This is a genomic window from Thiocapsa rosea, assembly GCF_003634315.1.
GTDB lineage: Bacteria > Pseudomonadota > Gammaproteobacteria > Chromatiales > Chromatiaceae > Thiocapsa > Thiocapsa rosea.
Window position 1 is genome coordinate 2,885,499 of sequence record NZ_RBXL01000001.1, and the last position, 24,620, is coordinate 2,910,118.

Here is a 24,620-nt window from a genome sequence, read left to right on the forward strand (position 1 = left end):
GCTACACTCCCACGCGGAGCGTGGGAGCGAGTAGCAACAAGTGTCGGTCCGCGAACACGGGGCGATTGAAATCGCCCCTACTGGCAGGCTTCGCACTCGGGGTCGAGGATGGAGCAGGCTGCGGGCGCGGCGGCGCCGTTGCCTTTTGCCTTGTCCATCGTGAGATAGTTGCCCCCGACCGCGCTGAGGCGGTTGGCCTTTGCGGCGTCGTCCATCGTGGATTTCTCCACGTGGGTCGCTCCCATGGAGCGCAGGTAGTAGGTCGTCTTCAGACCCCGCACCCAGGCCAGCTTGTAGAGGTTGTCGAGCTTCTTGCCGCTGGGCTCGCGCATATAAAGGTTGAGGCTTTGAGCCTGGTCGAGCCACTTCTGGCGGCGGCTGCCGGCCTCGACCAGCCAGCGGGCGTCGACCTCGAAGGCTGTGGCGTAGAGTTCCTTCAGATCGTCCGGAATGCGGTCGATCTGCTGGATCGAGCCGTCGTAGTATTTGAGATCATTGACCATCACCGAATCCCAAAGACCGCGTTCCTTCAGATCGACCACCAGGTAGGGATTGACGACGGTGAACTCGCCCGAGAGGTTGGATTTGACGAAGAGGTTCTGGTAGGTCGGCTCGATCGACTGGCTGACCCCGACGATGTTGCTGATGGTCGCGGTCGGTGCGATGGCCATGCAGTTGGAGTTGCGCATGCCGACGCTGCGTACGCGCTCGCGCAAGGCGTTCCAATCCAGCGTGGTGCCGGTGTCCATCTGCAGATAGCTGCCGCGCGCCTCGGCGAGCAGCTTGATGCTGTCCACCGGAAGGATCCCTCGGCTCCAGAGCGAGCCCGCGAAACTCTGATAACGCCCGCGCTCTTCGGCGAGATCCGTGCTGGCGCGGATCGCGTAATAGCTGAAGGCCTCCATGCTGTGGTCGGCGAACTGCACGGCCTCCAGGCTCGCGTAGGGGATGCGCAACTGATAAAGCGCATCTTGGAATCCCATGATGCCGAGTCCGACCGGACGGTGCCGCAGGTTGGAGTTGCGCGCCTGCGGGACGTTGTAGAAGTTGTAGTCGATCACGTTGTCGAGCATCCGCATGGCAGTGCTGACCGTCTTCTGCAGACGCTTGGTGTCGAGCCCCTTCTCGGTCACGTGCGCGGCCAGATTGACGCTGCCGAGATTGCAGACGGCGATCTCCAAGTCATTGGTGTGTAAAGTAATCTCCGTGCACAAGTTAGAGCTGTGCACGGTCCCGACATGCTGATTGGTGTAGCGCAGGTTGCACGGATCCTTGAAGGCGATCCAGGGGTGTCCGGTCTCGAAGAGCATGGCGAGCATCTTGCGCCAGAGATCCACGGCCTTGATCCGTTTGGAGACCTTGAGCTCGCCGCGCGCGGCACGCTCCTCGTAGCCGACATAGGCCTGCTCGAACGCCAGTCCGGTCAGGTCGTGCAGATCCGGTGTCTCGTCGGGCGAGAAGAGGGTCCAGTGCTGATCCTCGGCGACCCGTTTCATGAAGAGATCCGGCACCCAGTTGGCGGTGTTCATGTCGTGGGTGCGGCGGCGGTCGTCGCCGGTGTTCTTGCGCAGGTCGAGGAATTCTTCGATGTCGACGTGCCAGGTTTCGAGGTAGGCGCAGACGGCACCCTTGCGCTTCCCGCCGTTGTGGACCAGCGCTGCGGCGGTCATGTAGGTCTCGTCGCCCTCGACCTTGAGGTCGTGGACCTTGGCGACCGGCGCGATGGGCGTGACCGATTTGACCCGTGTAAAGATCCAGTTGCCCAAGCGGAACCAGTTCCGCTTGGTGAGTGCCGGGACGCCGACCAGCTCGGCGATCTCGGGCACGGCCGGTATACGCAGATCGAAGGCGCGGGTGATGCCGGTGAAGGAGACCACCGTGCCGTCACCGCGTGTGCCCGTGTGGGCATTGTCGCGCTCGCGATACTGACCGGCGCAAGGGATGCCGAGTCGCAGCAGCTGATAACGCAAGCCCTCGGCGAGCGCGGCGGAGGTGTTGGTGAAATAAATCTCTTTGCCGCGGCTCACCCCACCGTCGGTTTCCAGAAGTCCCCGGACGAGCGCCAGCGCCTGATCGTGCGGCAGGTGGCTGAAGCGTCGGGCGATGCGTTTTTTGGCGCTTGCGTCGTAGAGGTCTTCGTAGCTGAAGGGCAGATGAGCCGTGTCGAGTCCGACAAAGCGGCCGGTGGTCGCGCAGCGGGCCAGGCCCCGTCCGACAGCCCACTTAATCTGGATGTATTCATTGCCCCGCCCGTTCTCCCAAAAGTGGATGCCGCGCTCGGTGAGATAGTCGCGGACGAACCGGAGATGACCAGTATCCCGGCTCGGGTTGCCCGAGACACCGAATTCGCAGCCGCGGGTGAGGTGTCCGTCGCCGAGCAGAATGCCGTAGAACCGTGCATCCGCTTGGGTGAGCTCGGGGACCGGAACGACTTCGGCGGGGATGACCTGCGCCACATAGTCTCCGCGCGTCAGCTGGCCGGCCTCGACCCACGCGGGCCGGAAACGGGCCTGCTCGATCTGGCCGAGCGTGCGCTCGATGGACTGCTCCATCGGCACGCCCTGGATGGCCCAGAAGGGATGACCGGCAGTGACGTCCAGATCATTGACCGAATGCTTGACCGCCACCCGAACCATGGGAGCATCCTTCTGGTCGTAGACGAAGTGCTCCGTGACCTCGCGATAGCGTCCGCGCTGACCCAGCACCAGATCGCCGACCCGCACGTCCGCGATCGGCTTGGGGCCGTCGGCGGTGAAGACGGTGGTCTCCGGTGCGAAGCACTGGTTGACCGCCACCGCCGTATCGTTCGCCACCTTCAGAAAGGGCACCACGCCCTGGCTCTTGCCGTTGGTCCCCTTGATGTGCGCGCCCATGCCGCGCACGCGGGTCCAGTCGTTGCCCAGGCCGCCGGCGAATTTCGACAGGAGCGCGTTGTCCTTGATGGCACCGTAGATGCCGTCGAGATCATCCGGGACGGTGGTCAGGTAGCAGGAGCTGAGCTGGGGGCGCAGCGTGCCGGAGTTGAACAGCGTCGGGGTCGAGCTCATGAAGTCGAAGCTCGAGAGCAGTTCGTAGAACTCGATGGCGCGGGTCTCGCGGTCGATCTCGTTGATGGCGAGCCCCATGGCGACGCGCATGAAGAAGGCTTGAGGCAGCTCGAAGCGGATGCCGTCGGCGGTGTGGATGAAATAGCGGTCGTAGAGTGTCTGCAGGCCGAGATAGGTGAACTGCAGATCGCGCTCGGGTTTGAGTGCGGCGCCGAGGCGAACGAGGTCGTAGCGGGCGAGCTGCGGGTCGAGATGCTCCAGGTCAGCGGCGCGCTTGATGTAGGCCGCGAGATAGTCGCTGTAGCGCTCGGCCAGATCCGCCTGGGTTTCAACCCCGACGGCCAGCCCGAGGAAGCCCAACGCCTCGCGGCGCAGCACGTCGAGCAGCAGCCGGGCAGCGACCTGGCTGTACTGAGGATCCTTCTCGATCCTGGCGCGGGCGGACATCACCAGGGCCTGTCCGACGTCGGCCTCGCGCACGCCGTCGAAGAGGTTGCGCAGGGTGTCGGTCAGGATCGCCTGCGCATCGACGGCTTCGAGATCGCGACAGGCCTCGTCGAGCAGACGGGTCAGGCGCGCGACATCCAGCGGGCGGGTGCTGCCGTCGGGGAGGGTCACGGAGAGCGGGTGCGCGGCCTCGGCCGGCGCGCTCGCCGCCGCGCGCTCGGCACGCTCGCGGGCGCGGGCCTCGCGGTAAAGGACGTAGTCGCGTGCGACCTTGTGCTCGCCGGCCCGCATCAAGGCCAGCTCGACCTGATCCTGGATGTCTTCGATATGAACGGTGCCTCCGCCGGGCAGGCGCCGTGTGAGGGCGGAGCTGACCTGCTCGGCCAGCTCGCGCACCCGGTCGTGGACGCGGCTGGAGGCCGCCGCCGAACCGCCTTCCACGGCGAGGAAGGCCTTGGTCATGGCGACCATGATCTTGTTCGGGTCGAAGTGGGTGACCTTGCCGTTGCGCCGAATGACCTGGACCTTGCCCGGGGTGTGGGCGGTGATCTCGGGAGCCGAGTCGCTGTGCCGGGCCGGGCTCGGGGCCACCTTCGCGGCCTGTCCGGGGCGGGCGACGGCGTCTTCGACGGACGTGGATTCGACCAACGACGGGCTCTCGGTGGACATGGCTCCTCCTGGGATGCGGTGTGACGGCGGGAAGGTGTAGTGGATGGTCCCTGGTCTCGGCGGCCGAGCGGGCGCTAGCGGAGCGGTGCGGGCTCGACACATCTGCCGAGCTGCACTAGATAGCAGGCACAATATATGTTGTTTAGGAGATCCGTCAACCACAAGATCTTGTGTAAAAGCGGTGGATCAGGCTGTGGGCGACCTGTGGATAAAAGCGGTGGAGCCAAGCCTGACGGGGGTTCGGAGGAGGGCTGACGGGTGTCGGCGGAGGCTCGGCGGGGCGCGACGAGCGGACGTCACGGATGCTCGTCTATAATGCGCGGACGGCCGTTGCGAGACGTGCGCCTCTGTCTCGCGAATGCGGCCGACAACAACACAACGGAGGATGGCCTAGATGAAAGTCAAAGATGTGATGAGTCGATCGGTCCGCTCGGTGAATCCCGATACCCGGATCGTCGAGGTGGCGTCCTTGATGTGTCTCTATCGCTTTCACGGTCTGCCCGTGGTCGACGACAACGAGAAGTTGATCGGGATCATCGCCGAGAAGGATCTTCTGCATAGCCTCTTTCCGAAGCTCGACAAGCTCATCGCCGAGGGGATGCATTCGGTCGACCTCGACAAGGAGATGGCGCGCTACTCGGAGATCCTGGGCCTGAAGACCCGGGAGCTGATGACACCCAATCCGGTGACGGTCGATCCCGAGATGCACGTGCTGCGCGCGGCGACCGTGATGGTGAGGCATAACTTCCGGCGCATCCCGGTCGCGGACGAGGGGCGGCTGGTCGGTATGCTCAGCATCGGCGACGTGCACAAGGCCATCTTCCAGGCCAATGTGACGAGCGGGTTGAAAGGTCTCTGAGTCCCCGTCGATCGGGCATCGCCTTGCCGGACCGCGGTGGCGCGGTCCGTTTTTTCACTGCTCAGGCCGGGCTCGTGACGGTTTGCCGACCCCGTGGCGTGCGGAGCATCCCCGTCGCGCCACGGGGTCGGCAAACCAACGCTCGGATCCCGGCCCTGGTCTAGGATTGGAGGTCAAGATGTTTGGACCCGTATTTGCGATCGGTCTGTCAATCGCCCTGTCGGGCCTCGTCTCGACAGCGGCCTATGCCCAAGAACCCGCGCCGGCCGAAACCCCGGCCGAAACCGCTCGGCTCGAATACGAGCAGGTGATGACGCTGACGCCCGATCTGGAGAACGGGCGCAAGGTCTATCTGACCTGCGCGGTCTGTCATCGTCCGGAAGGCTGGGGCGCGCCCGACGGGACCTATCCGCAGATTGCCGGACAGCTGCGCACCGTCATCATCAAACAGCTCGCCGATATCCGGGCGCGCAATCGCGACAACCCGCTCATGTATCCCTTCTCGGTCCCGCGCATCCTCGGCGGTCCTCAGAGCGTCGCCGACGTGGCGGCCTATGTGGCGCAGCTTCCCATGACGCCCGACAATGGGGTCGGGTCGGGGGAGGATTTGGCGTTGGGACAGGAGGTCTACGCGGAGCACTGTACGAAATGCCACGGCGATCACGGGGAGGGCAACGAGGCGGAGCACATCCCCGCGATCGCGGGCCAGCACTACCTCTATCTGATGCGCCAGTTCGATGCGATCCGCATGGGGCGACGCAAGAACTCAGACCCCAAGATGGTCAAGCAGATCGACGGCTTCACGCCGCGTCACCAGGCGGCCGTGCTCGATTACACCGCGCGCCTACGTCCGCCCGAGAGCAAGCTGGCCGAGGCGGGCTGGACCAATCCGGATTTCCCGTCCTACGTGCGCGACCCGATGGGTGTGCCGCCCATGCCCCCGATGCCCGCGGGGTTGATGGACGCCCCCGCGTTGCCGGAGCCGCCCGCCTATCCCTCCGTCCCGCCCGCTCGGTAGGGGCGAATTGATTCGCCCACCCGGAGCCAAATCGTCGTCGTAATCGACAACGACAACGACAACGACAACGACAACGACAACGACAACGACAACGACAACGACAACGACAACGACAACGACAACGACAACGACAACGAGGCTTTGGTCATCCTCTCGTCCATGCCTCTTGGGTTCCCCGACCGGACGCAAGACTTCGGCCCCACACCCGGGTACGCCGACTTCAGTCGGCCCCCGGGGAGGCGGACTTCAGTCCGCCGTGCGGGCGTGCTCGGGGGGCCGACTAAAGTCGGCGTACCCAAGCGGCGACCTGGACACTGCCGATGTGGCCGAAACGATGATCGAGGCTGACAACGACAACGAGTAGAGCGTTCGACCACTTTTCCTGCTTGCGGCTCTGCCGGTAGATCCTTTTCCGGAAATCAACTTAAACCGCGTCCCCGCAAAGGATTGTGGATGCGCCAAATGTCGATCTCACTCGAAAACGAACATCTCACTCCGGACGCGGTTTAAGTTCTGCCGAGCCCGTCGTGGTCTCCTCCGTTGTCCGGGCTGCCAGGACCCGATAGACCACGGGCACCAGCACGAGCGAGACCAGTGTCGAGAAGGATAGCCCCGCGACGATGGTGACGGCGAGCGGTTGCAGCATCTCCGAGCCCTCCCCGAGCGCAAGCGCGAGCGGGAGCATGCCCACGACGGTGGTGAGCGTGGTCATGAGGATGGGGCGCAGACGCAGACGTGCCGCCTCCAGGATGGCCGTGCGCGCATCCAGACCGGCGCGGCGCTGCAGCTCGATGAACTCCACCAGCACGATCGCGTTGTTGACGACGATCCCGGCCAACATGATGAGCCCGAGCCAGACCGGCATGGAGACCGGCAGCCCGGTCCATTGCAGACCGAGCACCACGCCGATCAAGGCGAAGGGCACGGAGATCAGGATGATGACCGGATTGCGCACCGACTCGTATTGGACCGCCATCGCGACCAAGACCAGAAAGAGCGCAAGCCCGAGCAGGATCCGGCTCATGTCCTGACCCTGCTTGAGGGTCTCGAGCCCCCCGGCCTCGTAGAGGCGATACCCCGCGGGGAGCGGGACCTGCGCCGCCGCGGCGAGCGCCGACTCGATCGCCTCTTGAAGCGCCAGCCCCTCGCCGACCGAGGCGGTGATCTCGACGGTGCGTTGCTGGCGGTCGCGCAGGATGGTCGAGGGCTGGGCCAGGATCTCCACGGTCGCGACGTCGCCGAGTCGCAGGGGGCGTCGCGGCTCGGTCTTGCTGAAGAGCACGATGGAGTCCAGATCGCCCGGCGCGGCGATGTCCATGCGATCCAGTCGCAGCAGCAGATCGACCGCGCGGTCGCCGTCGATCAGCTCGGTGACGATGCGGCCCTCCAAGGCGAACCGCAGCACGGCACCGATGTCCTCGATGGCCAGACCGAAGCTTGCGGCGCGCTGCGGATCGAGCCGGATGGAGATCTCGCGCGTGACGTCCTGACTGCTGTGCTGGAGGTTGCCGAGACCCTCCACCGTGGCGAGCGCCTCGACGACCCGATCGGCAAGATCCGCGAGTGTGTCTAGGTTCTCGCCGGCGATGCGCAGACTGACGTCGTCGTCGCCTTGGCTGAACCGGATCCCGCGGATCCCGCGCGTGACGAGCGAGGCCCGCAAGCCCGGGATCTCGAGCGCGCGGATCAGCCCGCTCACGCGCGCGATCCACTCCCTGCTGCCGACATCGCGCTGCGCCGCCGGCTTGAGCAAGACCTGCAGGCTTGCGCGATTGGCGCTCTCGAAGGACGAGCGCCCGAACACGAAGCCGCCGACCGTGGTGAAGATCGCCTCGACCTCGGGCTGCTCGGAGACGAGCCCCTCGATCCGGCGGGTCAGGCGGTCCATCTCCTCGAGGTCGATGCCGGCGTCCGCGGTCAGGGTGATGCGCACGTCGCCCTCGTCGAGCGCGGGCAGAAACTCCTGCTTGGCGTTGATCAGCCAAGGCGCCGTCCAGACCAGCCCGGCGACGAACGCCAGGATGACCAGCCAGCGGAACCGCAGAAGCCGATCGAGCACCCGGGCATAGCCGTCCTGCAGGGCCTTCATCACGCGATTGACCAGTGCCCGCAACGCCCCCTCCCGGCCCGCCGGCACCCGGCCCGCGAGCGCCGGGACCAGGGTCAAGGCGACCACCATGGAGGCGAGGATGGCCGCCGAGATGGTGAAGATCAGCTCCTGAAAGAGCAGTCCGACGAGCCCGCCGATAAAGAGGAACGGCAGGACGGCGGCCAGGTTGGTCGAGGTCGAGGCAATGATGGCGCCCGTGACCTCGCGGCTGGCGGCGTCCGCCGCGACGACCGTGGTTTGGCCCATGCGCTGATGGCGATAGATGTTCTCGAGCATCACGATGGTGCTGTCCACCAGCATGCCGATCCCGAGCGCGAGCCCCCCGAGCGTCATGATGTTGAAGGTCAGACCGTTGGCGGCCATGAGGATGAAGGTCACCAGGACGGCGATCGGGATGGCCGCGCCGATGATCAGGGTCCGCCGCAGGCTCCCGAGAAAGATGTAGACCACGGCCATCGCAAGCAGGGCGCCGCTGAGTGCGGCGGTGACGGCATTGTTGAGCGAGTGACGGATATAGCGCGCCTGGTCGTCGACGCGCTGGATCTGAATGTCTTCGGGGAGCTGGCCCTGCGCCTTGAGACGCGCGAACTCCCGATCCACGGTATCGACCACGGCGACGGTGTTGGAGAGCGGCTGTTTTTGGATCGCGAGCTTGATCCCGGGCCGGTCGTCGAGGCGGATCCGCAGACGCTCCTCGCTCGCCCCGTCGATCACCTGCGCGATCTCGCCGATGCGCATCTGGGCCATGGGGTTGTCGCCGGCCTCGGGCTTGAGCGGCAGGTCGATGATCTCCTGGACGTTCCTGAAGCGTCCTTCGGTGCGGCCCCCGATCTCGCCGTCCGGCATGCGCAGCCGTCCGGCGGCGACATCCTGATTGGCCGAACGCAGGCGCGTCTCCAGATCCAGGATGTCGATCCCCAGTCCGGCCAACCGGAACTGGTTGGCCACCACCTGGACCTCGCGCTCGAGCCCGCCGCCGATCTCGACGGATGCCACGCCCGGGAGCGTCACCAGCGAGCGACCCAGGGTGTAGTCCGCCCAGGTACGCAGCTCTACGGGGTCGCGCAGGGTCGAGCCGACGACATACTCGGCGACGGGCAGCTGAAAGGGGTCGCGCTTGAAGATGATGGGAGGATCGTCGGTGTCCGGGAGGAAGCGCTTGGCGCGGTCTAGGCGGGAGCTGGCGTCGCGCAAGGCTTGATCGATGTCCTCGCCGTAGCGGAAGGACAGGTCGATCGCGCTGCGCCCCTCTGTGGTGCGCGACTGAATGGCGATGACACCTTCGGTGATCGCGAGCTGCTCCTCGAGCTCGCGGGTCACTTCGTTCTCCATGACCTCGGCGGGGACGCCGGGATCCAGCACGCGCACCTGGATGTCCGGGTAGATGATGCTCGGCAGCAGATCGATGTTGAGCCGGGTGAGTGAGACCCCGCCGAGCACCATCACCGCGAGCGTCAGCGCAACGACGCCGATGGGATGGCGGACCGACCAGGTGGAGATATTGGCGGACATAAGGTGATTTCCGGAAAACGCTACCCGCCGACGGTTGGTTGTGCTACAGCCCGTTGTCGTTGTCGTTGTCGTTGTCGATTAAGGCGATGTCCGGGAATCGACATCCCAACTGCGTAGACGATCGGCCGGAAGTGACGCCGACGTTGTTTCCGTCCGATCGGATGTGCTGCGCCATCAGTCTTGAGCAAACCGTTGCAGCATTTTTCGTTGTCGTCCGGAATCCGACAACGACAACGACAACGACAACGACAACGACAACGACAACGACAACGACAACGATTGGATTCGGTGCTCAACGTCTCTGACACGTGACTTATTCGCCCGTGAGCTCCGTGATCGCCGCTTCCACGACCTTGGTCTCGGTCAGCGGATACGGCGAGATGCGCAAGCGTTGCAGGCGTGCCTGGTAGGCGGTGCAGAAATCGTTGTGAAAGGTGAGGAAGAGCGGGTGAGCCGTGAGGTCGCGAATGTCGTCCATAAAGGCCAGATAGTGACGGGCCTGGCCCATGTGGTAGGGCGATGGCTCTTCTTCCAGGCGAAAGCGCTCGATGCGCTCATCCCAGATCGGGAAGACGCCGGGTGCGGCGAGGTGAAGCACCATCGAGGCCCCGACGACCGAGCTTAAGCTGGCGGCGATGGCGTCGATGCCGCGCTCTCGCAGGGCGGCGCGCTCGGCATCCGAGCCGGCCAGCGGGGCGGCGCGTGCGGCCTCGAAGGCATCGACGGCGGGGGCCAGATGGCTCTGTTCGATGCGCATCCGCTGGGGCATCCAGGCGTAGGCGAGACAGGCCGCACGCAGAAATGCCTCAGTCGGGCTCGCTGCCGGCGCGGCGGCGCTCGTCAGCATGATCGGGTAGGTGCGCAGACGTGTCGCCTCGCGCGGGTTCTCGCGATAACAGCCGCTGCGCACCAGCTCGACGGCCGTGTAGAGGTGTTCGAGATTCATTCCGGGACCACCTTGACTGTTTTACCCTCGGCCAGGCCGAGGAATCCACGCGTGATGATTTGATCGCCCGGTGCGAGACCCTCGAGGATCTCGATGCGATCGGCGATCTGCAGCCCGCTCCTGACCTTTCTGCGGGAGGCTTGGCCCTCGTCCGTGATCAGCCAGACGAGCTCGCCGTCGCGATCGCGTCGCAGGGCACGAAAGGGGATCAGCAGACGCTCCACCGCGGCGGTCTCGAGCGTGACCCGCACGAACTGTCCGGCCTTCACGCCGGGCGGCGGATCCTCGAGCGTCAGCTCCACGATGCCCTGTCGGCTGGTCTGCTCCAAACTCGGGTGAATGCGCAGAATCCGTGCCGGGAAACTCGCCACGCCGAGGGCGTCGATGCGCAATTGTGCCGGGTCGCCGACAGTCATCCGCGGCAGGATCAGCTCGGAGGCAAAGACCTCCGCAACCAAGGACTCCGGATCGGCAATCGTGAGAAGGTGGGTATTCCTCGAGACGAAATCACCCGGCTCGACCAGCCGTTCGGTCACGACGCCGTCGAACGGTGACGTCATCCGGGTAAAGTCCAGCCGGGTCTCGAGGAGTCGAACATCGCCTCGCGCCACGGCGACGGCGGTGCGGGCCTGCGACAGCTCGGCGTCCGAGGCGGCGCGCTTGCGGACGAGATCCTCGAGTCGCCCCACGTCGAGCTCGGCCTGCGCCAGGGTCGCACGCGCCTTGTCGAGCTCGGCCTGCAGGATGTCGTCTTCGAGCGCGATCAGGACCTCGCCCTCTCGGACCATGTCGCCCTCGAAGACGTCCAGCGCGGTGATGCGTCCTTCTTCTTGGCTGAAGAGGCGCACCTGGCGGCGATGACGCAGCGAGCCCGGACGCTCGTGGGTGCTGGTCGTCGCGGCGCGTTCCACGACGACCGTGGCCACCAGGTGATCGAGCGCACCGCGCTCGCGGCTCGCGCTCGACGGCGGGTCCCCCCCGGGGGAGCAGGCGATCAGGGTCGCAGCCAGGATTGCGATCGGCGCAGCAGCGAGCAAAAGCGGCATCCGCGGCCCCGCGCGGCGGGGGCGGACGGGCTCGGTTGTGTCGGGCGCGCCGGGGGCGCGAATCGGCTTGGGTACGGGGTCGTGGGTCATCACCGGCCGGTCAGATCCTTCATGGCCACCGTCGGGGAGGTCTCGGGCTCTTGGGAGTAGTCGTAGTGTTTGATCTTACGGCGGATGTTGCGTTGGATGATGACGCCCAGGACGTGCCAGTCCAGTCCGTTGAGATCGATGTCGGGATAGATGCGGTTCACCGCGACGAGCCGCTCGGTGCCGTTGTCCTCGCGGACATACTTGCGAAACCAGCGCACGCCCTCGACCTCGGCGAACACGAAGCTGTTGTTTTGACGGTTGTCCGTCGGCTCGACGATCACCACACAGCGATCGGGGAACTCCGGCTCCATCTGGTCGCCGAGCACCTGCAAGGCGTAGGGCTCGTGCATGCTGCAACCCGTGCTGTCCATCGTGGGATCTGCCATGATGCGTCCTCATTTCTATAGGTTGGTCGGGCGGCTCGTCGCGGCGAGCCGACCGGGTAACGATCGGGCGACACCTTTAAATCGCGTCCAGAGCGACATTGCATGAACCGAATCGCCGCCACCGAGCGCATCCATTCCGACCGACGCGATTGGCACAACCTCCGCGGAATGCTGCCTTATCTGTGGGAGTTCCGCGGGCGTGCCATGCTGGCGTTGGTGTGTCTGATCGCGGCGAAGGTGGCCAATGTCGGCGTCCCCTTGGTGCTGCGCGATATCGTGGATGCCTTCGAGGCCACGCCGCATCAGGTGCTGGTGTTGCCCGTCTCGCTTCTGGTCGTCTACGGGGCGCTCAAGCTCAGCTCCTCGCTCTTCAACGAGCTGCGCGACGTGGTCTTCGCCCGGGTGCGTTATCGCGCCATGCGCCGGCTCTCGACCAAGGTGCTCGACCATCTGCATCGGCTCTCGCTGCGCTATCACCTGGGGCGTCAGAGCGGCGCGATCAGCCGCGACCTCGAGCGCGGCACCCGATCGGTCTCGACCATTCTGAACTATGTCGCCTTCAGCGTCCTGCCGGTGCTGGTGGAGTTCACCCTGGTGGCGGTGATCCTCTTGAAGCAGTACAGCCCGGCCTTCGCCCTGGTCGTCTTCGGGACCGTCGCGGTCTACTTCACCTTCACCTTCGCCATCACCGAATGGCGTATGGACTACCGGCATCGCATGAACCGCTTGGACTCGGAGGCCAATAATCAGGCCTTCGACAGCCTCATCAACTACGAGACGGTCAAATATTTCGGCAACGAGCGCATGGAGCTCGACCGCTACGACGGCACCCTCGCGGAGTGGGAGGAGATGGCGGTCAAGAGTCAGACCTCCATGTCACTGCTGAATTTCGGTCAGGGCGCGATCATCGCGATCGGCGTCACCCTGATCATGGCCTTCGCGGCCAACGGTGTCGTGCAGGGCGAGATGAGTGTCGGCGACCTGGTCCTGGTCAACGCGTTGATGCTCCAGTTGTTCATCCCGCTGGGCTTCCTCGGGATCGTCTATCGGCAGATCAAGTATGCGCTCGCCGACATGGATCTGGTCTTCAAGCTGCTCGAGCGTCGACCCGAGATCCAGGACACCCCGGACACCAAGGCATTGCGCCTGCGCGAGGGCGAGATCCGCTTCGAGCACGTCGACTTTCACTATCAGCACGAACGGGCGATCCTGCGGGACGTCGATTTCCGGATCGCACCCGGCCAGACCCTCGCCGTCGTCGGTCACAGCGGCGCCGGCAAATCGACCCTGGCGCGTCTGCTGTTTCGCTTCTACGACGTCACGGGCGGGCGGATCCTGATCGACGGACAGGACCTGCGCGAGGTCACCCAGGAGAGCCTGCGCGCGGCGATCGGCATCGTCCCCCAGGACACCGTCCTGTTCAACGACACCATCTATTACAACCTGGCCTACGGACGGCCCGAGGCGACCCGCGCCGAGGTCGAGCGCTGCGCCGAGATGGCGCACATCCGGACCTTTATCGAGAGTCTGCCCGACGCTTGGGAGACCATGGTCGGGGAGCGCGGCCTGAAACTCTCGGGCGGGGAGAAGCAACGTGTGGCGATCGCGCGGGCGATCTTGAAGCAGCCGCGGATCCTGGTCTTCGACGAGGCGACCTCCTCGCTCGACAGCCACACCGAGCAGGCGATTCAGCAGACGCTGGCCGAGGTCGCGGAGAACCATACCACCCTGGTCATCGCCCATCGTCTGTCGACCGTCGTGGACGCGGACCTGATCCTCGTCTTGGAGCAGGGTCGCATCCGCGAGCAGGGCACGCATCGCGCGCTCCTGGAGGCCGGCGGGCACTATGCCGCCATGTGGGATCTGCAGCAGCGCGAGGGGCCGGATGCGCCGGTGCCGATCACGGGTCCGGACCCGGTCGATACGACGGACGTGCGCGTCGCGACGCCTCCGGCCCCGAAGGTGTCGCCGTGAGCCTGAGTCAAGCGCGGATCGTCGCCGAGCGGGGCGAGGAGATCGAGGCGTCGCGGGTTCGCGAGGTCCTGCGCGCGGCCGGGCTCGCCATGCCCTTGGTCGTGCTCGGGGCGGCGCTTGCCGCGGCAATCGCATTGTTGACCCTGCAGGGTGCGCGGCCGCATCTGGGCTGGACGGCACCGCTCGCGATGGCCGCGCTCGTCGGCGCCTCGCTCGCCGGCCTGTTCATTTGGAGCCGGTTGCGTAGCCAACTGCTGCTGCCTCTGGTGCGCCTGGAACACTCGCTCTCGCGGGTCTGTCAAGGCGAGCCGGGCGCGAGCGATGCGTTGGACGATGCCGGTGTTCTGGCTCAGGTGGCGCGCGACATCCGCAGCCTCAACGAGGAGCTCACCGACCTCTACGAGGAGATGGACAACCGCGTCGCACGCCAGACCATGCGGCTGGCCCAGAAGACGGCCTCGCTGAAGATCCTCTACGACGTGGCTGCAGGCATCCATCAGGCCGAGAGTGTCGACGAGCTTTTGCTGCGCTTCCTACGGGTCTTGAAGGAAATGATCAACGGCCGGGCCGCCACCGTGCGTCTGGTCATGCCCGACGGCTCGCGGCGTTTGGTCGGGGCGATCGGTCTGGACGACGACCTGGTGCGCGAGCAGGACATCGGCCCGGTGGATCTGTGTCTGTGCGGGAGCGTCCTCACACCGGGCGAGATCCTCTGCGGGAACGACGCGCGCTATTGCTCCAGGATTTACGGCCGGCGGATGTTCGCCAGCAGCGAGATGGAGGTCGTCACCGTGCCGTTGGAGCATCGCGACGAGCTGCTCGGCGTCTACACCGTCTTCGTCGACCGGCCCGGGCTGAAGGCCCGCGAGGACATTCTGGATCTGCTCGCCACCGTGGGGCATCACCTCGGGGTCGCCATCGCCAAGCTGCGCTCGGACGCCGACGCGCGGCGCCTTTCGATCGTCGAGGAGCGCAACTCCTTGGCGCACGAGCTGCACGACTCGCTCGCCCAGACCCTGGCGAGCCTGCGCTTTCAGTGCCGCATGCTGACCGACTCGCTGCGCGGCAGTGCGATCTCGCTCGAGGCGCGCAATGATCTGAGCCGCATCCGCAACGGGCTCGACGAGGCCCACACCGAGCTGCGCGAGCTGCTGGCGAGCTTCCGTGCCCCTTTGGACCGACGCGGTCTGGTGCCGGCGCTCGAGAAACTCACCCACCGATTCGGCCAGGAGACAGGCGCACACGTGCTCTTTCAGAACGACTGTCGTCCGTTCGAGCTCTCGGCCAGCGAGGAGCTGCAGATCTTGCGGATTGTCCAGGAATCGCTGGCCAATATCCGCAAACATTCCAAGGCGCACACCGTGAGGGTGATGCTGGCTCGGGAGTCCAACGGCCAACATGTGTTGTTGATCGAGGACGACGGGGTCGGCTTCAGCACCCCGGCGGCGGGATCCAATCCCGGCGAGCACATCGGCCTGACCATCATGGAGGAGCGTGCGCGGCGTATCGGTGCGGAGCTGCGCATCGAGAGCGAGGCGGGGGAGGGTACGCGGGTGGAGGTCATCTTCGACGGCAATCGGCGCACCACGCGCCAAGGATCGGTGGCGGCCTGATGCGCGTTCTGTTGATCGACGATCATGCCCTGTTCCGGTTCGGGCTTCAGGAGTTGTTGGAGCGCCGAGGCATCCAGGTGGTTGCGGCCGTGGGCGATACCGCGATGGGGCTGAAGCGGGTTGCCGAGACCCTGCCCGACGTGGTCTTGTTGGACATGCGCATGCCGCAGCTCGATGGCCTGGAGATGCTCCGCCGCTTGCGTGCGGCCCACCCGACCATGCCGATCGCGATGCTTACGACGAGCGCCGAGGAGCGCGACGTGATCGAGTCGCTGCAGAGCGGCGCGCAGGGTTATCTGCTCAAGGACATGGAGCCGGATGCGCTCATTGCGGCGCTGGGCGAGATCGTCCAAGGCCGTACGGTGGTGGCGCCCGAGCTGGCCATCGTCCTGGCCAAGGCCGTCCAAGGCGAGGCGGCGGGTACGGCGGCCGAGGGTCGGATCGCCGATCTGACGCCCCGCGAGCACGAGATCCTCTGTCATCTCGCCGAGGGTCAGAGCAACAAGGCGATCGCCCGTCGTCTGAATATTTCCGACGGGACGGTCAAACTCCATGTGAAGGCGATCCTGCGTAAGCTCGACGTGCACTCGCGCGTGGAGGCGGCCGTGATTGCAGTGGAGCGCGGTCTGTGCGAGCGCAGAGCGAGCCGCGATCTCGGATGAGTCCGAGGCGGGGGCCGTGGATGCGCCCAACGTCGAACCCACTCGAAAATGAGCATCTCGCTCTGTATATGGTTTAAAGCGATGAAGAACTTTTTAGAGCTCATCAAAGACTGTTTGAGCGATGTGAAGGAGATCATGCCCTGGGATCTCGAGGAGCGGCTTGCGGCGAACCCGGATCTGCTGCTGGTGGATGTGCGCGAGCCGGACGAGTTCGCGGCGATGCATATCGATGGGTCGCTCAACGTCCCGCGCGGTATCCTTGAGTCCGCCTGCGAATGGGACTACGAGGAGACCGTCCCGGAGCTGGTGCGTGCGCGCGACCGGGAGGTCGTGGTGGTCTGTCGCTCCGGATACCGCAGCATCATGGCCGCCCATGCGATGAATCTGCTCGGCTACCAAGAGGTTTCCTCGCTGCAGACGGGCCTGCGCGGATGGAAGGATTACGAGCAACCGCTGGTCGACGCGGCAGGGGAATCGGTCGACCTGGACGACGCAGATCGCTATTTTACACCGCGCCTCAGACCGGAGCAGATGCGGCCGGCAGATCGATGACTCTTTCGGAAAACCATGTCGAATGCTCAATAAAACCAAGCGCTTGTTGACTTCGCTTCTGCCGGTCGATCCCGATCGCACGGGCGCATGCAACCGTTGCGGCGCCTGCTGCAAGCTGCCCTATCCCTGTCCCTTCCTGCGCTTCGACGACCAAGGTCTGAGCCGCTGCGCGGTCTACGCGATGCGCCCGCCGAGCTGCCGGAAATATCCGAGGGTGGCCGCCGAACAGATGACGCCGCAGGAATGCGGCTATTCCTTCGCGACCGCCGACGCGCGCGTGACCGAGGCGATCGGGCGTGATCCCCTAACCGACCCCCTTTGATCGAGCTTTGCGTGCCTGCCGGACGTGTCGGGCGTGGGTCGTGCCTCGCCCGTCTCGGCAAAAGCGACAACCCTAATCGTTGTCGTTGTCGTTGTCGTAATCGTAATCGTAATCGTAATCGGATTCCGGACAACCACGAATACGACAACGACAACGACAACGACAACGAGAGCTGTTGTCAGTTGTGCCTCCGATCGTCACCACGACCTACGCGTCTACAGCCTGTAGAGGTTGTCGACTGAAGACTGTACGGCCTCTCGGTGCCAACCCGAGGGTCCGTGGACCAGCATCTCGCCTTGATCCGGGTGCCATTCGGCCAACACCGAGCGCACGGCCTCTCGGCCGTCGATCTGCAGGCGATGATCGCCCGGACGATGGGTGTGCCCGTGGATCAGGCGCGCGGCGCCGTAACGGCGCAGATAGTGTGCGACCGTCTCTTGGTTGACGTCCATGATGTCCAGGGCCTTCTCGGCGGTCGCGGCTCCGCTTTTGCGGCGGTAGTCGGCGGCGACCTGGCGACGCGCCGCGAGTGATCGCCAGAGGAAGAGGCGCTGCACCAGCGGGTTGCGGATGCGGCGCCGAAATCGCTGATAGGCGACGTCGTCGGTGCAGAGCAGATCGCCGTGCATGAGCAGCGTGGGCTCGCCGTCGAACCGGGCGAGGGTCGGGTCGCGCAGGAGCCGGCATCCGGTCTCGCGGCAGAAGGCCCGACCAATCAGGAAGTCGCGGTTGCCGTGCATCAGATGACAGCGGACCCCGGAGGCCGTGACGGCGGCGAGTGCGGCCTTCACCTCGGCGTTGGGCGTGCCGTCGTCGTCGTCGCCGATCCAGGCGTCGAAGATGTCGCCCAGGAGATAGAGTTGATCCGCCTCGCGGGCGCGCCCGGCGAGGAAGGCGATGAAGAGATCCACCGTCGCCGGTCGATCCGGCGACAGATGCAGGTCGGAGACGAAGACGCTGACGTCTTCGGTCGGCACGCGTGTCCCGCCTCGGCGCGTTAGTCGGCGACGACCGCCTGCTCGAGGACAACATCCTGCACCGGCACGTCCTGGTGCCCGTGACGGGAGCCGGTCTGAACGCCGCGGATGGCGTTCACGACATCCATCCCCTCGACGACGTATCCGAAGACACAGTATCCCCAGCCGTCCTGCCCCGGATAATCCAGGAAGCCGTTGTCCGCGACATTGATGAAGAACTGCGACGTGGCCGAGTGCGGGTCCATGGTGCGCGCCATGGCGAGCGTGCCGTTGAGGTTCTTCAGTCCGTTCTTCGCCTCGTTCTCCACCGGAGCGCGTGTCGGCTTGGGCGTGAAGTCCGGCGTCATGCCGCCGCCCTGGATCATGAAACCGTCGATGACGCGGTGAAACAGCGTTCCGTCGTAGTGACCGTCGCGGACGTACTGCTCGAAGTTCGCGCAGGTCTTGGGCGCCTTCTCGGCATCCAGCTGGATCAGGATGTCGCCGAGGGTGGTGGTGAGCTTGATCATCGGGGATCTCCGCAGGCTGTACTGGCGCGCCGGCGGCGCACGCGGGTTTAAACCGCGCCCGGCGCGGTATGCGTCGTTTGTTGGATTGGCTCGGCCGCGCCGGCTCCGACACATGTCGGAGCCGGCGCGGTTTAAGGTATTCAAAAAGATCAAATTTTAAACCGCGTTCCCACGAAGGGCCTGGACGCGCCAAACGTCGAGCTTACTCGAAAGTGCGCGTCTTGCTCCGGACGCGATCTAGGTTGAATGGTACGGCCTTTGCGCAGTCGGGGAAAGGCGGGTTCACGCCTGCATCCTCGGCTTTGTTACCATGCCGGGCTTGCCGGAACCCGGCTCCGGACCCCTTGCGGCCCGGACCAACCCACTCGCGAGTGCATTCCATGTTGCAGATCCACAATAGCCTCACCCGCCGCAAAGAGCCCTTTGAGCCGATCGAGCCCGGCAAGGTGCGCATGTATGTCTGCGGCATGACCGTGTACGACTACTGCCATCTGGGTCATGCGCGCGTGATGGTGGTTTTCGATGTCGTCTATCGCTATCTGCGCGCGCTCGGGTACGAGGTGACCTATATCCGCAACATCACGGACATCGACGACAAGATCATCCGTCGCGCGGCCGAGGCCGGCGAGCCGATGCAGGCGCTCACCGAGCGCTTCATCCAGGCCATGCACGAGGATTCCGATGCGCTCGGGATCCTGCCTCCGACCGACGAGCCGCGCGCCACGGCGCACATGGACGAGATCCTCGCCATGATCGGCACCCTGATCGAGAAGGGGCTCGCCTATGTCGCCGAGAACGGCGATGTCTACTACGCGGTGGCGCGCTTTGCGGGCTACGGGAAGCTCTCGGGGAAGGATCCACAGGATCTGCGCGCGGGCGCTCGGGTCGAGATCGACGAGGCCAAGCGCGACCCGCTGGACTTCGCGCTCTGGAAGTCCGCCAAGCCGGGCGAGCCGGCCTGGGACTCGCCCTGGGGACCGGGACGGCCCGGCTGGCATATCGAGTGCTCGGCCATGAGCACCTGCGCACTGGGCCATCATTTCGACATCCACGGCGGCGGGGCGGATCTGCAGTTCCCGCATCACGAGAACGAGATCGCCCAGTCCGAAGGGGCCACCGGCGAGACCTTCGTGAACGTCTGGATGCACAACGGGTTCGTGCGCGTGAACGAAGAGAAGATGTCCAAGTCGCTCGGCAACTTCTTCACCGTGCGCGAGATCCTGGAGCGCTTCCGTCCCGAGGAGGTGCGCTATTTCATCCTGACCAGCCAGTATCGCAGCCCGCTGAACTACGACGACGAGCACCTCGAGCAGGCCCGTGCGGCGCTGACCCGACTCTACACGGCGTTGCGCGGCGTGCCGGATGTCGCGTCCGAGACGCCGGATGCGTCCGTTGCCGCGCCCTTCGTCGAGCGCTTTCATGCCGCGATGGACGACGACTTCAACACGCCCGAGGCGCTCGCGGTGTTGTTCGATCTGGTGCGCGAGGTCAACCGCATCCGAGCGGATGATCCCGGCGCTGCCGCCGGTCCGGCGGCCGTGCTGCGACGGCTCGGCGGCGTACTCGGCATCCTGCAGGAGGATCCGGAGCTCTATCTTCGTGGCCGGGCCGACGACGGGGGGCTGTCGGATGAAGAGATCGAGAACCTGGTTCAGGCGCGAATCGCCGCCCGCGCCGCCAAGGATTGGGGCGAGGCCGATCGGCTGCGCACGCTGCTGACGGAGGCGGGTATCGGTCTCGAGGACGGACCGAGCGGGACGGCTTGGCGGCGCGGGGCTTGACGGGGGCGAATGGATCTTTGGTATCCGAGACCCTTTGTTTGCGGGCCGAATCGTTGCGCGCACGGGTGCGGGCGGGAGAGGATGGGTTTGGGCGTCGGAGCGGGGAGGATGGGTTTCGCTGCGCTTTACCCATCCTACGTTTTTTGCTTGTATTCGGGTGGTGCTGGTCCGCTTACGCCGCCAGTCTTGAATAAACCGTCGGGGAATTCGTCGTCGTCGTAATCGAATACCGGACGACAACGACAACGACAACGACAACGACAACGACAACGACAACGACAACGACAACGACAACGACAACGACAACGACAGCGACAACGACAACGACAACGACAACGAGCAGATCCTTCGACCCCGTTTACCGGTCCCGGCTCCACTGGTCTTGAGCGGTGCTGCGTGCGCGGCAGGCTTGCTCGCACTCGGTAGCGCGATTGGCGCAGTAGCCGAAGAGGTTCTCGGCGCAGGACCACCAGGGATAACCGCATTCGGAGCGCTCGAAAGCGGAGGCCAGACACCAGCGGTAGTCGACGAACGCCTCGCTGTAGCCTGCCTGGCATTGGCGATAGCTGTAGCGCGCATCGGCGTTGCATTGGTCTCGGACACCTTGGCATCCGCCGATACAGCTCAGCTCGGCGAGTTGTCCGGGCAAGCCCGGCGTTTGGGCACAGCCGGATGACAGGGCGGCGAGGAGCAGGCTCGAAAGGCCGAGTGCGAGGAGACGCGTGCTCCACCGCGCGACAAGCCGCGTCGTCTCGGGCAGCCCCTCGCCTGGCTTGGATCCGTGGATGAATGGCCTGGTTCGCATCCCTGAGTCGCTCCGTGTCGGGTTGATTCGAGATCGGGGTCGGTCGCTGCGCGTCTCGCCGTTCCGGGAACTGTAGTCCGAAAGCGCCCCGCTGTGCAGGGTGCGATGCATGGGTTTCATGCGCGCTCGGTCTTAAACCGCGCCGTCTCCAGCGGTCGTCAAGTCGACCGGGGCCGATCCCGTCCAAAAACATCGCATACCGCGCGGGGCGCGGTTTAATGCTCCCCGGCCGGCGCGATTGGGCCTAAACTGACCGCGTGCTCACCGGGCAAGGAGACGATCGAGGCGGTCTCGACCGGGACGATCACCGGTCCGGCTCACCCGTCCCGGCCGCTCGGTTTACCGGTCGTTGTGCGCGGAGAACGCTTATGACCCGCTTCCATGTCGCTGCCCTATTGTCGCTCCTGCTCGGGGCCTGCGGACTCGTGCCGCCGAATCATCTGGGCGGGATCAGCGCGAGCGTTTCGCCGATGGACTATGCTCGGCGTCTCTGCGCCCACCTTGATCCGGAGTCTTACTCCTCCTGCGTGAGCGAGGTCTTGGACGAGATCGACCGCGGCCAGCCGAATCGGTTGCCGCCGGGCTATTCAACCTCCGGTCCCTTCGCCGTCATCATGGGCGGCGAGGTCTACACCGGCGATTATCGCTCCTCGCCCTTCGCGGCCGATTTCCGCGTCTCCAACGGCCAAAACGCCTGCCGCGGCGGTTACAACGCCTTCACCGGCTCGGCCGACGCCGTCTTCGATGTCTATTGCGACGACGGTCGCAGCGGTTGGGCCGACATCATCCGCGCGAGCGACGGCCGCAACGGCATCGGCAAGATCGCCCTCGACGACGGGACCGAGGGCGACATCGTCTTCGGTCATTTGCCCCTCGGCGGTTTGGATCGAGGGCGGAACGACGCGCTTCGAGCTGAGTGGTGAGTGGTGAGTAGTGAGTAGTGAGTAGTGAGTGGTGAGTGGCGAAGCGATGCCTGCGATCGTCGCGAAGTGACGATGTCCCCGGGATCGACGACTTGCAGTCGTCTTCTTCCGCCGGCCAGGCGGCCCGCGGGATCGAATTCAATGCGCCGACGGTGGGTTGTGCCTCGCGCGGCTCGGCACAACCGACGATCACCGACCGACCCTCTCCGCCTCAGGCCAGGCTTCGCGCCTGCTCAACAGGGTTCTCCAGCGCCCCGATCGTCTCGATCTCGACCACCACCCGGTCGCCCGCGCTCAGGAACAGCGGCGGCGTGCGTGCGAAGCCGACGCCGGGCGGGGTGCCGGTGATGATCACCGTGCCGGGCAAGAGCCTGGTGTCGCGGCTGAGGAAGGCGATCAGCTCGGCGATGGTGAAGATCATGTCGCTGGTGTGGCCGGTCTGGACGCGCTCGCCGTTGAGCGTGCAGATGACGCTCAGCGCTTGCGGGTCCGGGATCTCGTCGGCGGTGACCAAGACCGGCCCGAGCGGGCAGAAGCTATCGAAGCTCTTGCCGCGAATCCATTGGCCGGCGCCGCCTTCCTTCTGCCAGCGTCGCGCGGAGATGTCGTTGGCGCAGGTGTACCCCAGCACGTAATCGAGCGCGGACGCCACCGGGACGTCGTGCGCGGTGCGGCCGATGACCACGGCGAGCTCGGCCTCGTAGTCGACCTCGGGTCCGTGCTCGCAGGCGTTCGGCAGGATGATGGGCGCGCCCGGATCCGTGATCGCCGTGGTGGGCTTCATGAAGACGACCGGGTTGGCCGGGATGGCGGCCCCGGTCTCCTCGGCATGGGCGCGATAGTTCAGGCCGATGCCGTAGACGTTGACCGGGACGATCGGCGCCAGCCAGCGCGCCACCGCGATCTCGTCGGCGGTCTCGGTCAGACCCTCGTAGAGGTGACCGCCGAGCCGGCGGGCATGCCCGGCGTCGATCGGGATGCCGTAGTGGACGGTGCAGTGGGTGTCGAGAAAGCGGGCGATCTTCATGTTCGTGGTCTCGTCGATAGCGGATGGATACGGGATTCAGCCGGCGCTGCGGGTTCGCAGCTGCTCGGTGAGTTTTTGGAATTCGCGCTGCATCTCCAGATTCTCGAAGGGGCGCAGGGTCGGGACTTGGCGATTCATCAGGCCGTCGAGCAGCTGTTGGCTCGATCGCACCAGGCTCACCAGCTCGCCGGACACCCGGACGGTCTCGTAGGTGTTCCAGGCGGCGGCGATATCCTTCTCGAGCTCGCGTCTTGCCTGCTTCACCTGCGCAGCCTGTTCCGCGAGGTAGCGGCGATAGATCTCGGCGGCCTGCACGGTCAACTGCTGTGCCTCCAGGTTGGCCGCGAGCACCTCCTGGCGTCCCGGCGACTCGCGCTGCAGGGCTCGGGTCTCGCCGGAGAGTTCTTGGGCACGCGCGATGATGGCGTCGATCTGCGGGACATACTGCTCCCCGATCGCCTCCTCGATCTGCAGGTGCATGCGGTTGAGCGCCTGCAGCAGGACGACATAGAGGCCGTAATAGCGTCGCGCGCTCTGTAGATCCTCGCCGCTTTGGGCGACCAGCACCTCGAGCTGGGCGGTGACCGCCTTGACGTTGTCGAACAAGATGCCCAGGTCGATCATATTGTCGCCGACGACGGTCGAGAGCAGCAGTTCGAGCTGATCGTCGGCCAGCTCCAGACCCATGCCGCGCAGCTCGCCGGCGAATTCCCGCTTCACCGCGGCCAGCTCGCCGTTCAGGCGGTCGATGTCGTCTTCCAGCGATCCAATCAGTCGATCGTAATCGGCGACGGTCCTTCTGAGCGTCGACTCCGCGGGGGCGGCGATCCGCTTCTGCCGGGCGTCGGCGATCCCGGCACGGGCCTTCTCGATCTGGGCTTGGAGGATCCGGATCCGCTCGCGGTAGTTTTGGATCGGCGAGGTCGAGAGGATCTGCACCGCCGTGTCGAGCAGGGCATTGATCTCCTCGCGATTGGAGCGCCGATCGGCCCCGAACCAGGTCTTCTCGGGCAGCTCGCCGTGGCGCTCTTCCAGGACCAATGCCGAGTCCAGCGTGGGGACGACCGAGCCCCAGACCCGGGCGAAATCCCGATCGTCGGCAAAGAGTCCTTTCGCATCGGCGACGGCCCGATCGGCAAAGTCGCGCGAGCGCTCCCACCACCCGGTGGCGGTCTCGAGGGTTCTGTTCCAGACATCCGGCTGGGTTTCGGAGGCTGAGACTGCAGGGGGCTCGGTCTCGGCGGCGAGATCGCCGACGCCGCCGATGACGAGCGTCCCGAGGACAAGGATGAGCGGGGCGATAGGACGCATGGGTAATGAGAATGCCTCGGCGGGTCTGTTTGCG

19 protein-coding genes are annotated in these 24,620 nt (G+C 65.4%); 9 read left to right on the forward strand and 10 right to left on the reverse strand.

What is annotated here, in order from left to right:
- Positions 1-77: 77 nt before the first annotated feature.
- Positions 78-4,163, reverse strand: a complete 4,086-nt coding sequence (locus BDD21_RS12795; protein WP_211335043.1) for a ribonucleoside-diphosphate reductase subunit alpha — start codon at positions 4,161-4,163, stop codon at positions 78-80.
- A 394-nt stretch (positions 4,164-4,557) separates the two neighbouring features.
- Between BDD21_RS12795 and BDD21_RS12800 the strand changes: the two genes are divergently transcribed.
- Entirely contained in the window at positions 4,558-5,022 is a 465-nt protein-coding gene (locus tag BDD21_RS12800; protein WP_120797495.1) for a CBS domain-containing protein, read from the forward strand.
- A gap of 178 nt (positions 5,023-5,200) precedes the next feature.
- Positions 5,201-6,040 carry a c-type cytochrome gene (locus tag BDD21_RS12805; protein ID WP_120799909.1) on the forward strand — a complete coding sequence of 280 codons (840 nt, stop codon included), beginning with the start codon at positions 5,201-5,203 and terminating at the stop codon, positions 6,038-6,040.
- Positions 6,041-6,530: 490 nt separating this feature from the next.
- Here BDD21_RS12805 and BDD21_RS12810 read toward each other — a convergent pair whose 3' ends face one another.
- The 4 genes from BDD21_RS12810 to BDD21_RS12825 form a co-directional block, all read right to left on the reverse strand.
- Positions 6,531-9,662: an efflux RND transporter permease subunit gene (locus BDD21_RS12810; protein ID WP_120797496.1), complete on the reverse strand. Its 3,132-nt coding sequence runs from the start codon at positions 9,660-9,662 to the stop codon at positions 6,531-6,533.
- 313 nt (positions 9,663-9,975) lie between these two features.
- Entirely contained in the window at positions 9,976-10,608 is a 633-nt protein-coding gene (locus BDD21_RS12815; RefSeq protein WP_120797497.1) for a hypothetical protein, read from the reverse strand.
- A complete protein-coding gene (locus BDD21_RS12820; protein ID WP_245969575.1) occupies positions 10,605-11,744 on the reverse strand; it encodes an efflux RND transporter periplasmic adaptor subunit in 1,140 nt (379 codons plus the stop codon). The genes BDD21_RS12815 and BDD21_RS12820 overlap by 4 nt, the downstream gene beginning before the upstream one ends.
- On the reverse strand, positions 11,744-12,130 hold the full coding sequence (locus tag BDD21_RS12825; RefSeq protein ID WP_120797498.1) for a S24 family peptidase: 387 nt from the start codon (positions 12,128-12,130) through the stop codon (positions 11,744-11,746). Before BDD21_RS12825 ends, BDD21_RS12820 begins: the two co-directional genes overlap by 1 nt.
- Positions 12,131-12,232: 102 nt before the next feature.
- Here BDD21_RS12825 and BDD21_RS12830 point away from each other — a divergent pair, with 102 nt between their 5' ends.
- The 5 genes from BDD21_RS12830 (at position 12,233) to BDD21_RS12850 (ending at position 17,253) form a co-directional block, all read left to right on the forward strand.
- A complete protein-coding gene (locus tag BDD21_RS12830; protein ID WP_120797499.1) occupies positions 12,233-14,104 on the forward strand; it encodes an ABCB family ABC transporter ATP-binding protein/permease in 1,872 nt (623 codons plus the stop codon).
- A complete protein-coding gene (locus tag BDD21_RS12835) occupies positions 14,101-15,717 on the forward strand; it encodes a histidine kinase (protein ID WP_245969576.1) in 1,617 nt (538 codons plus the stop codon). The genes BDD21_RS12830 and BDD21_RS12835 overlap by 4 nt, the downstream gene beginning before the upstream one ends.
- Positions 15,717-16,379, forward strand: coding sequence for a response regulator (locus BDD21_RS12840; protein ID WP_120797500.1), 663 nt, complete (start codon positions 15,717-15,719; stop codon positions 16,377-16,379). Before BDD21_RS12835 ends, BDD21_RS12840 begins: the two co-directional genes overlap by 1 nt.
- A gap of 81 nt (positions 16,380-16,460) precedes the next feature.
- On the forward strand, positions 16,461-16,931 hold the full coding sequence (locus BDD21_RS12845) for a rhodanese-like domain-containing protein (protein WP_120797501.1): 471 nt from the start codon (positions 16,461-16,463) through the stop codon (positions 16,929-16,931).
- A 22-nt stretch (positions 16,932-16,953) separates the two neighbouring features.
- Positions 16,954-17,253 (forward strand): hypothetical protein, encoded by a 300-nt coding sequence (locus BDD21_RS12850; RefSeq protein WP_245969577.1) that lies wholly within the window; start codon positions 16,954-16,956, stop codon positions 17,251-17,253.
- 215 nt (positions 17,254-17,468) lie between these two features.
- On the opposite strand, the gene BDD21_RS12855 is transcribed toward BDD21_RS12850, so the two are convergent.
- Positions 17,469-18,230: a UDP-2,3-diacylglucosamine diphosphatase gene (locus BDD21_RS12855; RefSeq protein WP_120797502.1), complete on the reverse strand. Its 762-nt coding sequence runs from the start codon at positions 18,228-18,230 to the stop codon at positions 17,469-17,471.
- Positions 18,231-18,250: 20 nt separating this feature from the next.
- Complete coding sequence (locus BDD21_RS12860) at positions 18,251-18,739, reverse strand: peptidylprolyl isomerase (RefSeq protein ID WP_120797503.1); 489 nt, start codon at positions 18,737-18,739, stop codon at positions 18,251-18,253.
- 380 nt (positions 18,740-19,119) lie between these two features.
- On the opposite strand from BDD21_RS12860, the gene cysS reads away from it, so the two are divergent.
- Entirely contained in the window at positions 19,120-20,520 is a 1,401-nt protein-coding gene (cysS, locus tag BDD21_RS12865) for a cysteine--tRNA ligase (protein ID WP_120797504.1), read from the forward strand.
- Between the two features lie 358 nt (positions 20,521-20,878).
- Here cysS and BDD21_RS12870 read toward each other — a convergent pair whose 3' ends face one another.
- Positions 20,879-21,325, reverse strand: a complete 447-nt coding sequence (locus BDD21_RS12870; RefSeq protein ID WP_245969578.1) for a hypothetical protein — start codon at positions 21,323-21,325, stop codon at positions 20,879-20,881.
- Positions 21,326-21,693: 368 nt separating this feature from the next.
- Here BDD21_RS12870 and BDD21_RS12875 point away from each other — a divergent pair, with 368 nt between their 5' ends.
- Complete coding sequence (locus BDD21_RS12875) at positions 21,694-22,248, forward strand: hypothetical protein (protein ID WP_120797505.1); 555 nt, start codon at positions 21,694-21,696, stop codon at positions 22,246-22,248.
- Between the two features lie 211 nt (positions 22,249-22,459).
- Here BDD21_RS12875 and BDD21_RS12880 read toward each other — a convergent pair whose 3' ends face one another.
- Entirely contained in the window at positions 22,460-23,275 is an 816-nt protein-coding gene (locus tag BDD21_RS12880) for a fumarylacetoacetate hydrolase family protein (RefSeq protein ID WP_120797506.1), read from the reverse strand.
- 36 nt (positions 23,276-23,311) lie between these two features.
- Complete coding sequence (locus BDD21_RS12885; protein ID WP_120797507.1) at positions 23,312-24,586, reverse strand: coiled-coil domain-containing protein; 1,275 nt, start codon at positions 24,584-24,586, stop codon at positions 23,312-23,314.
- Positions 24,587-24,620 lie beyond the last annotated feature (34 nt).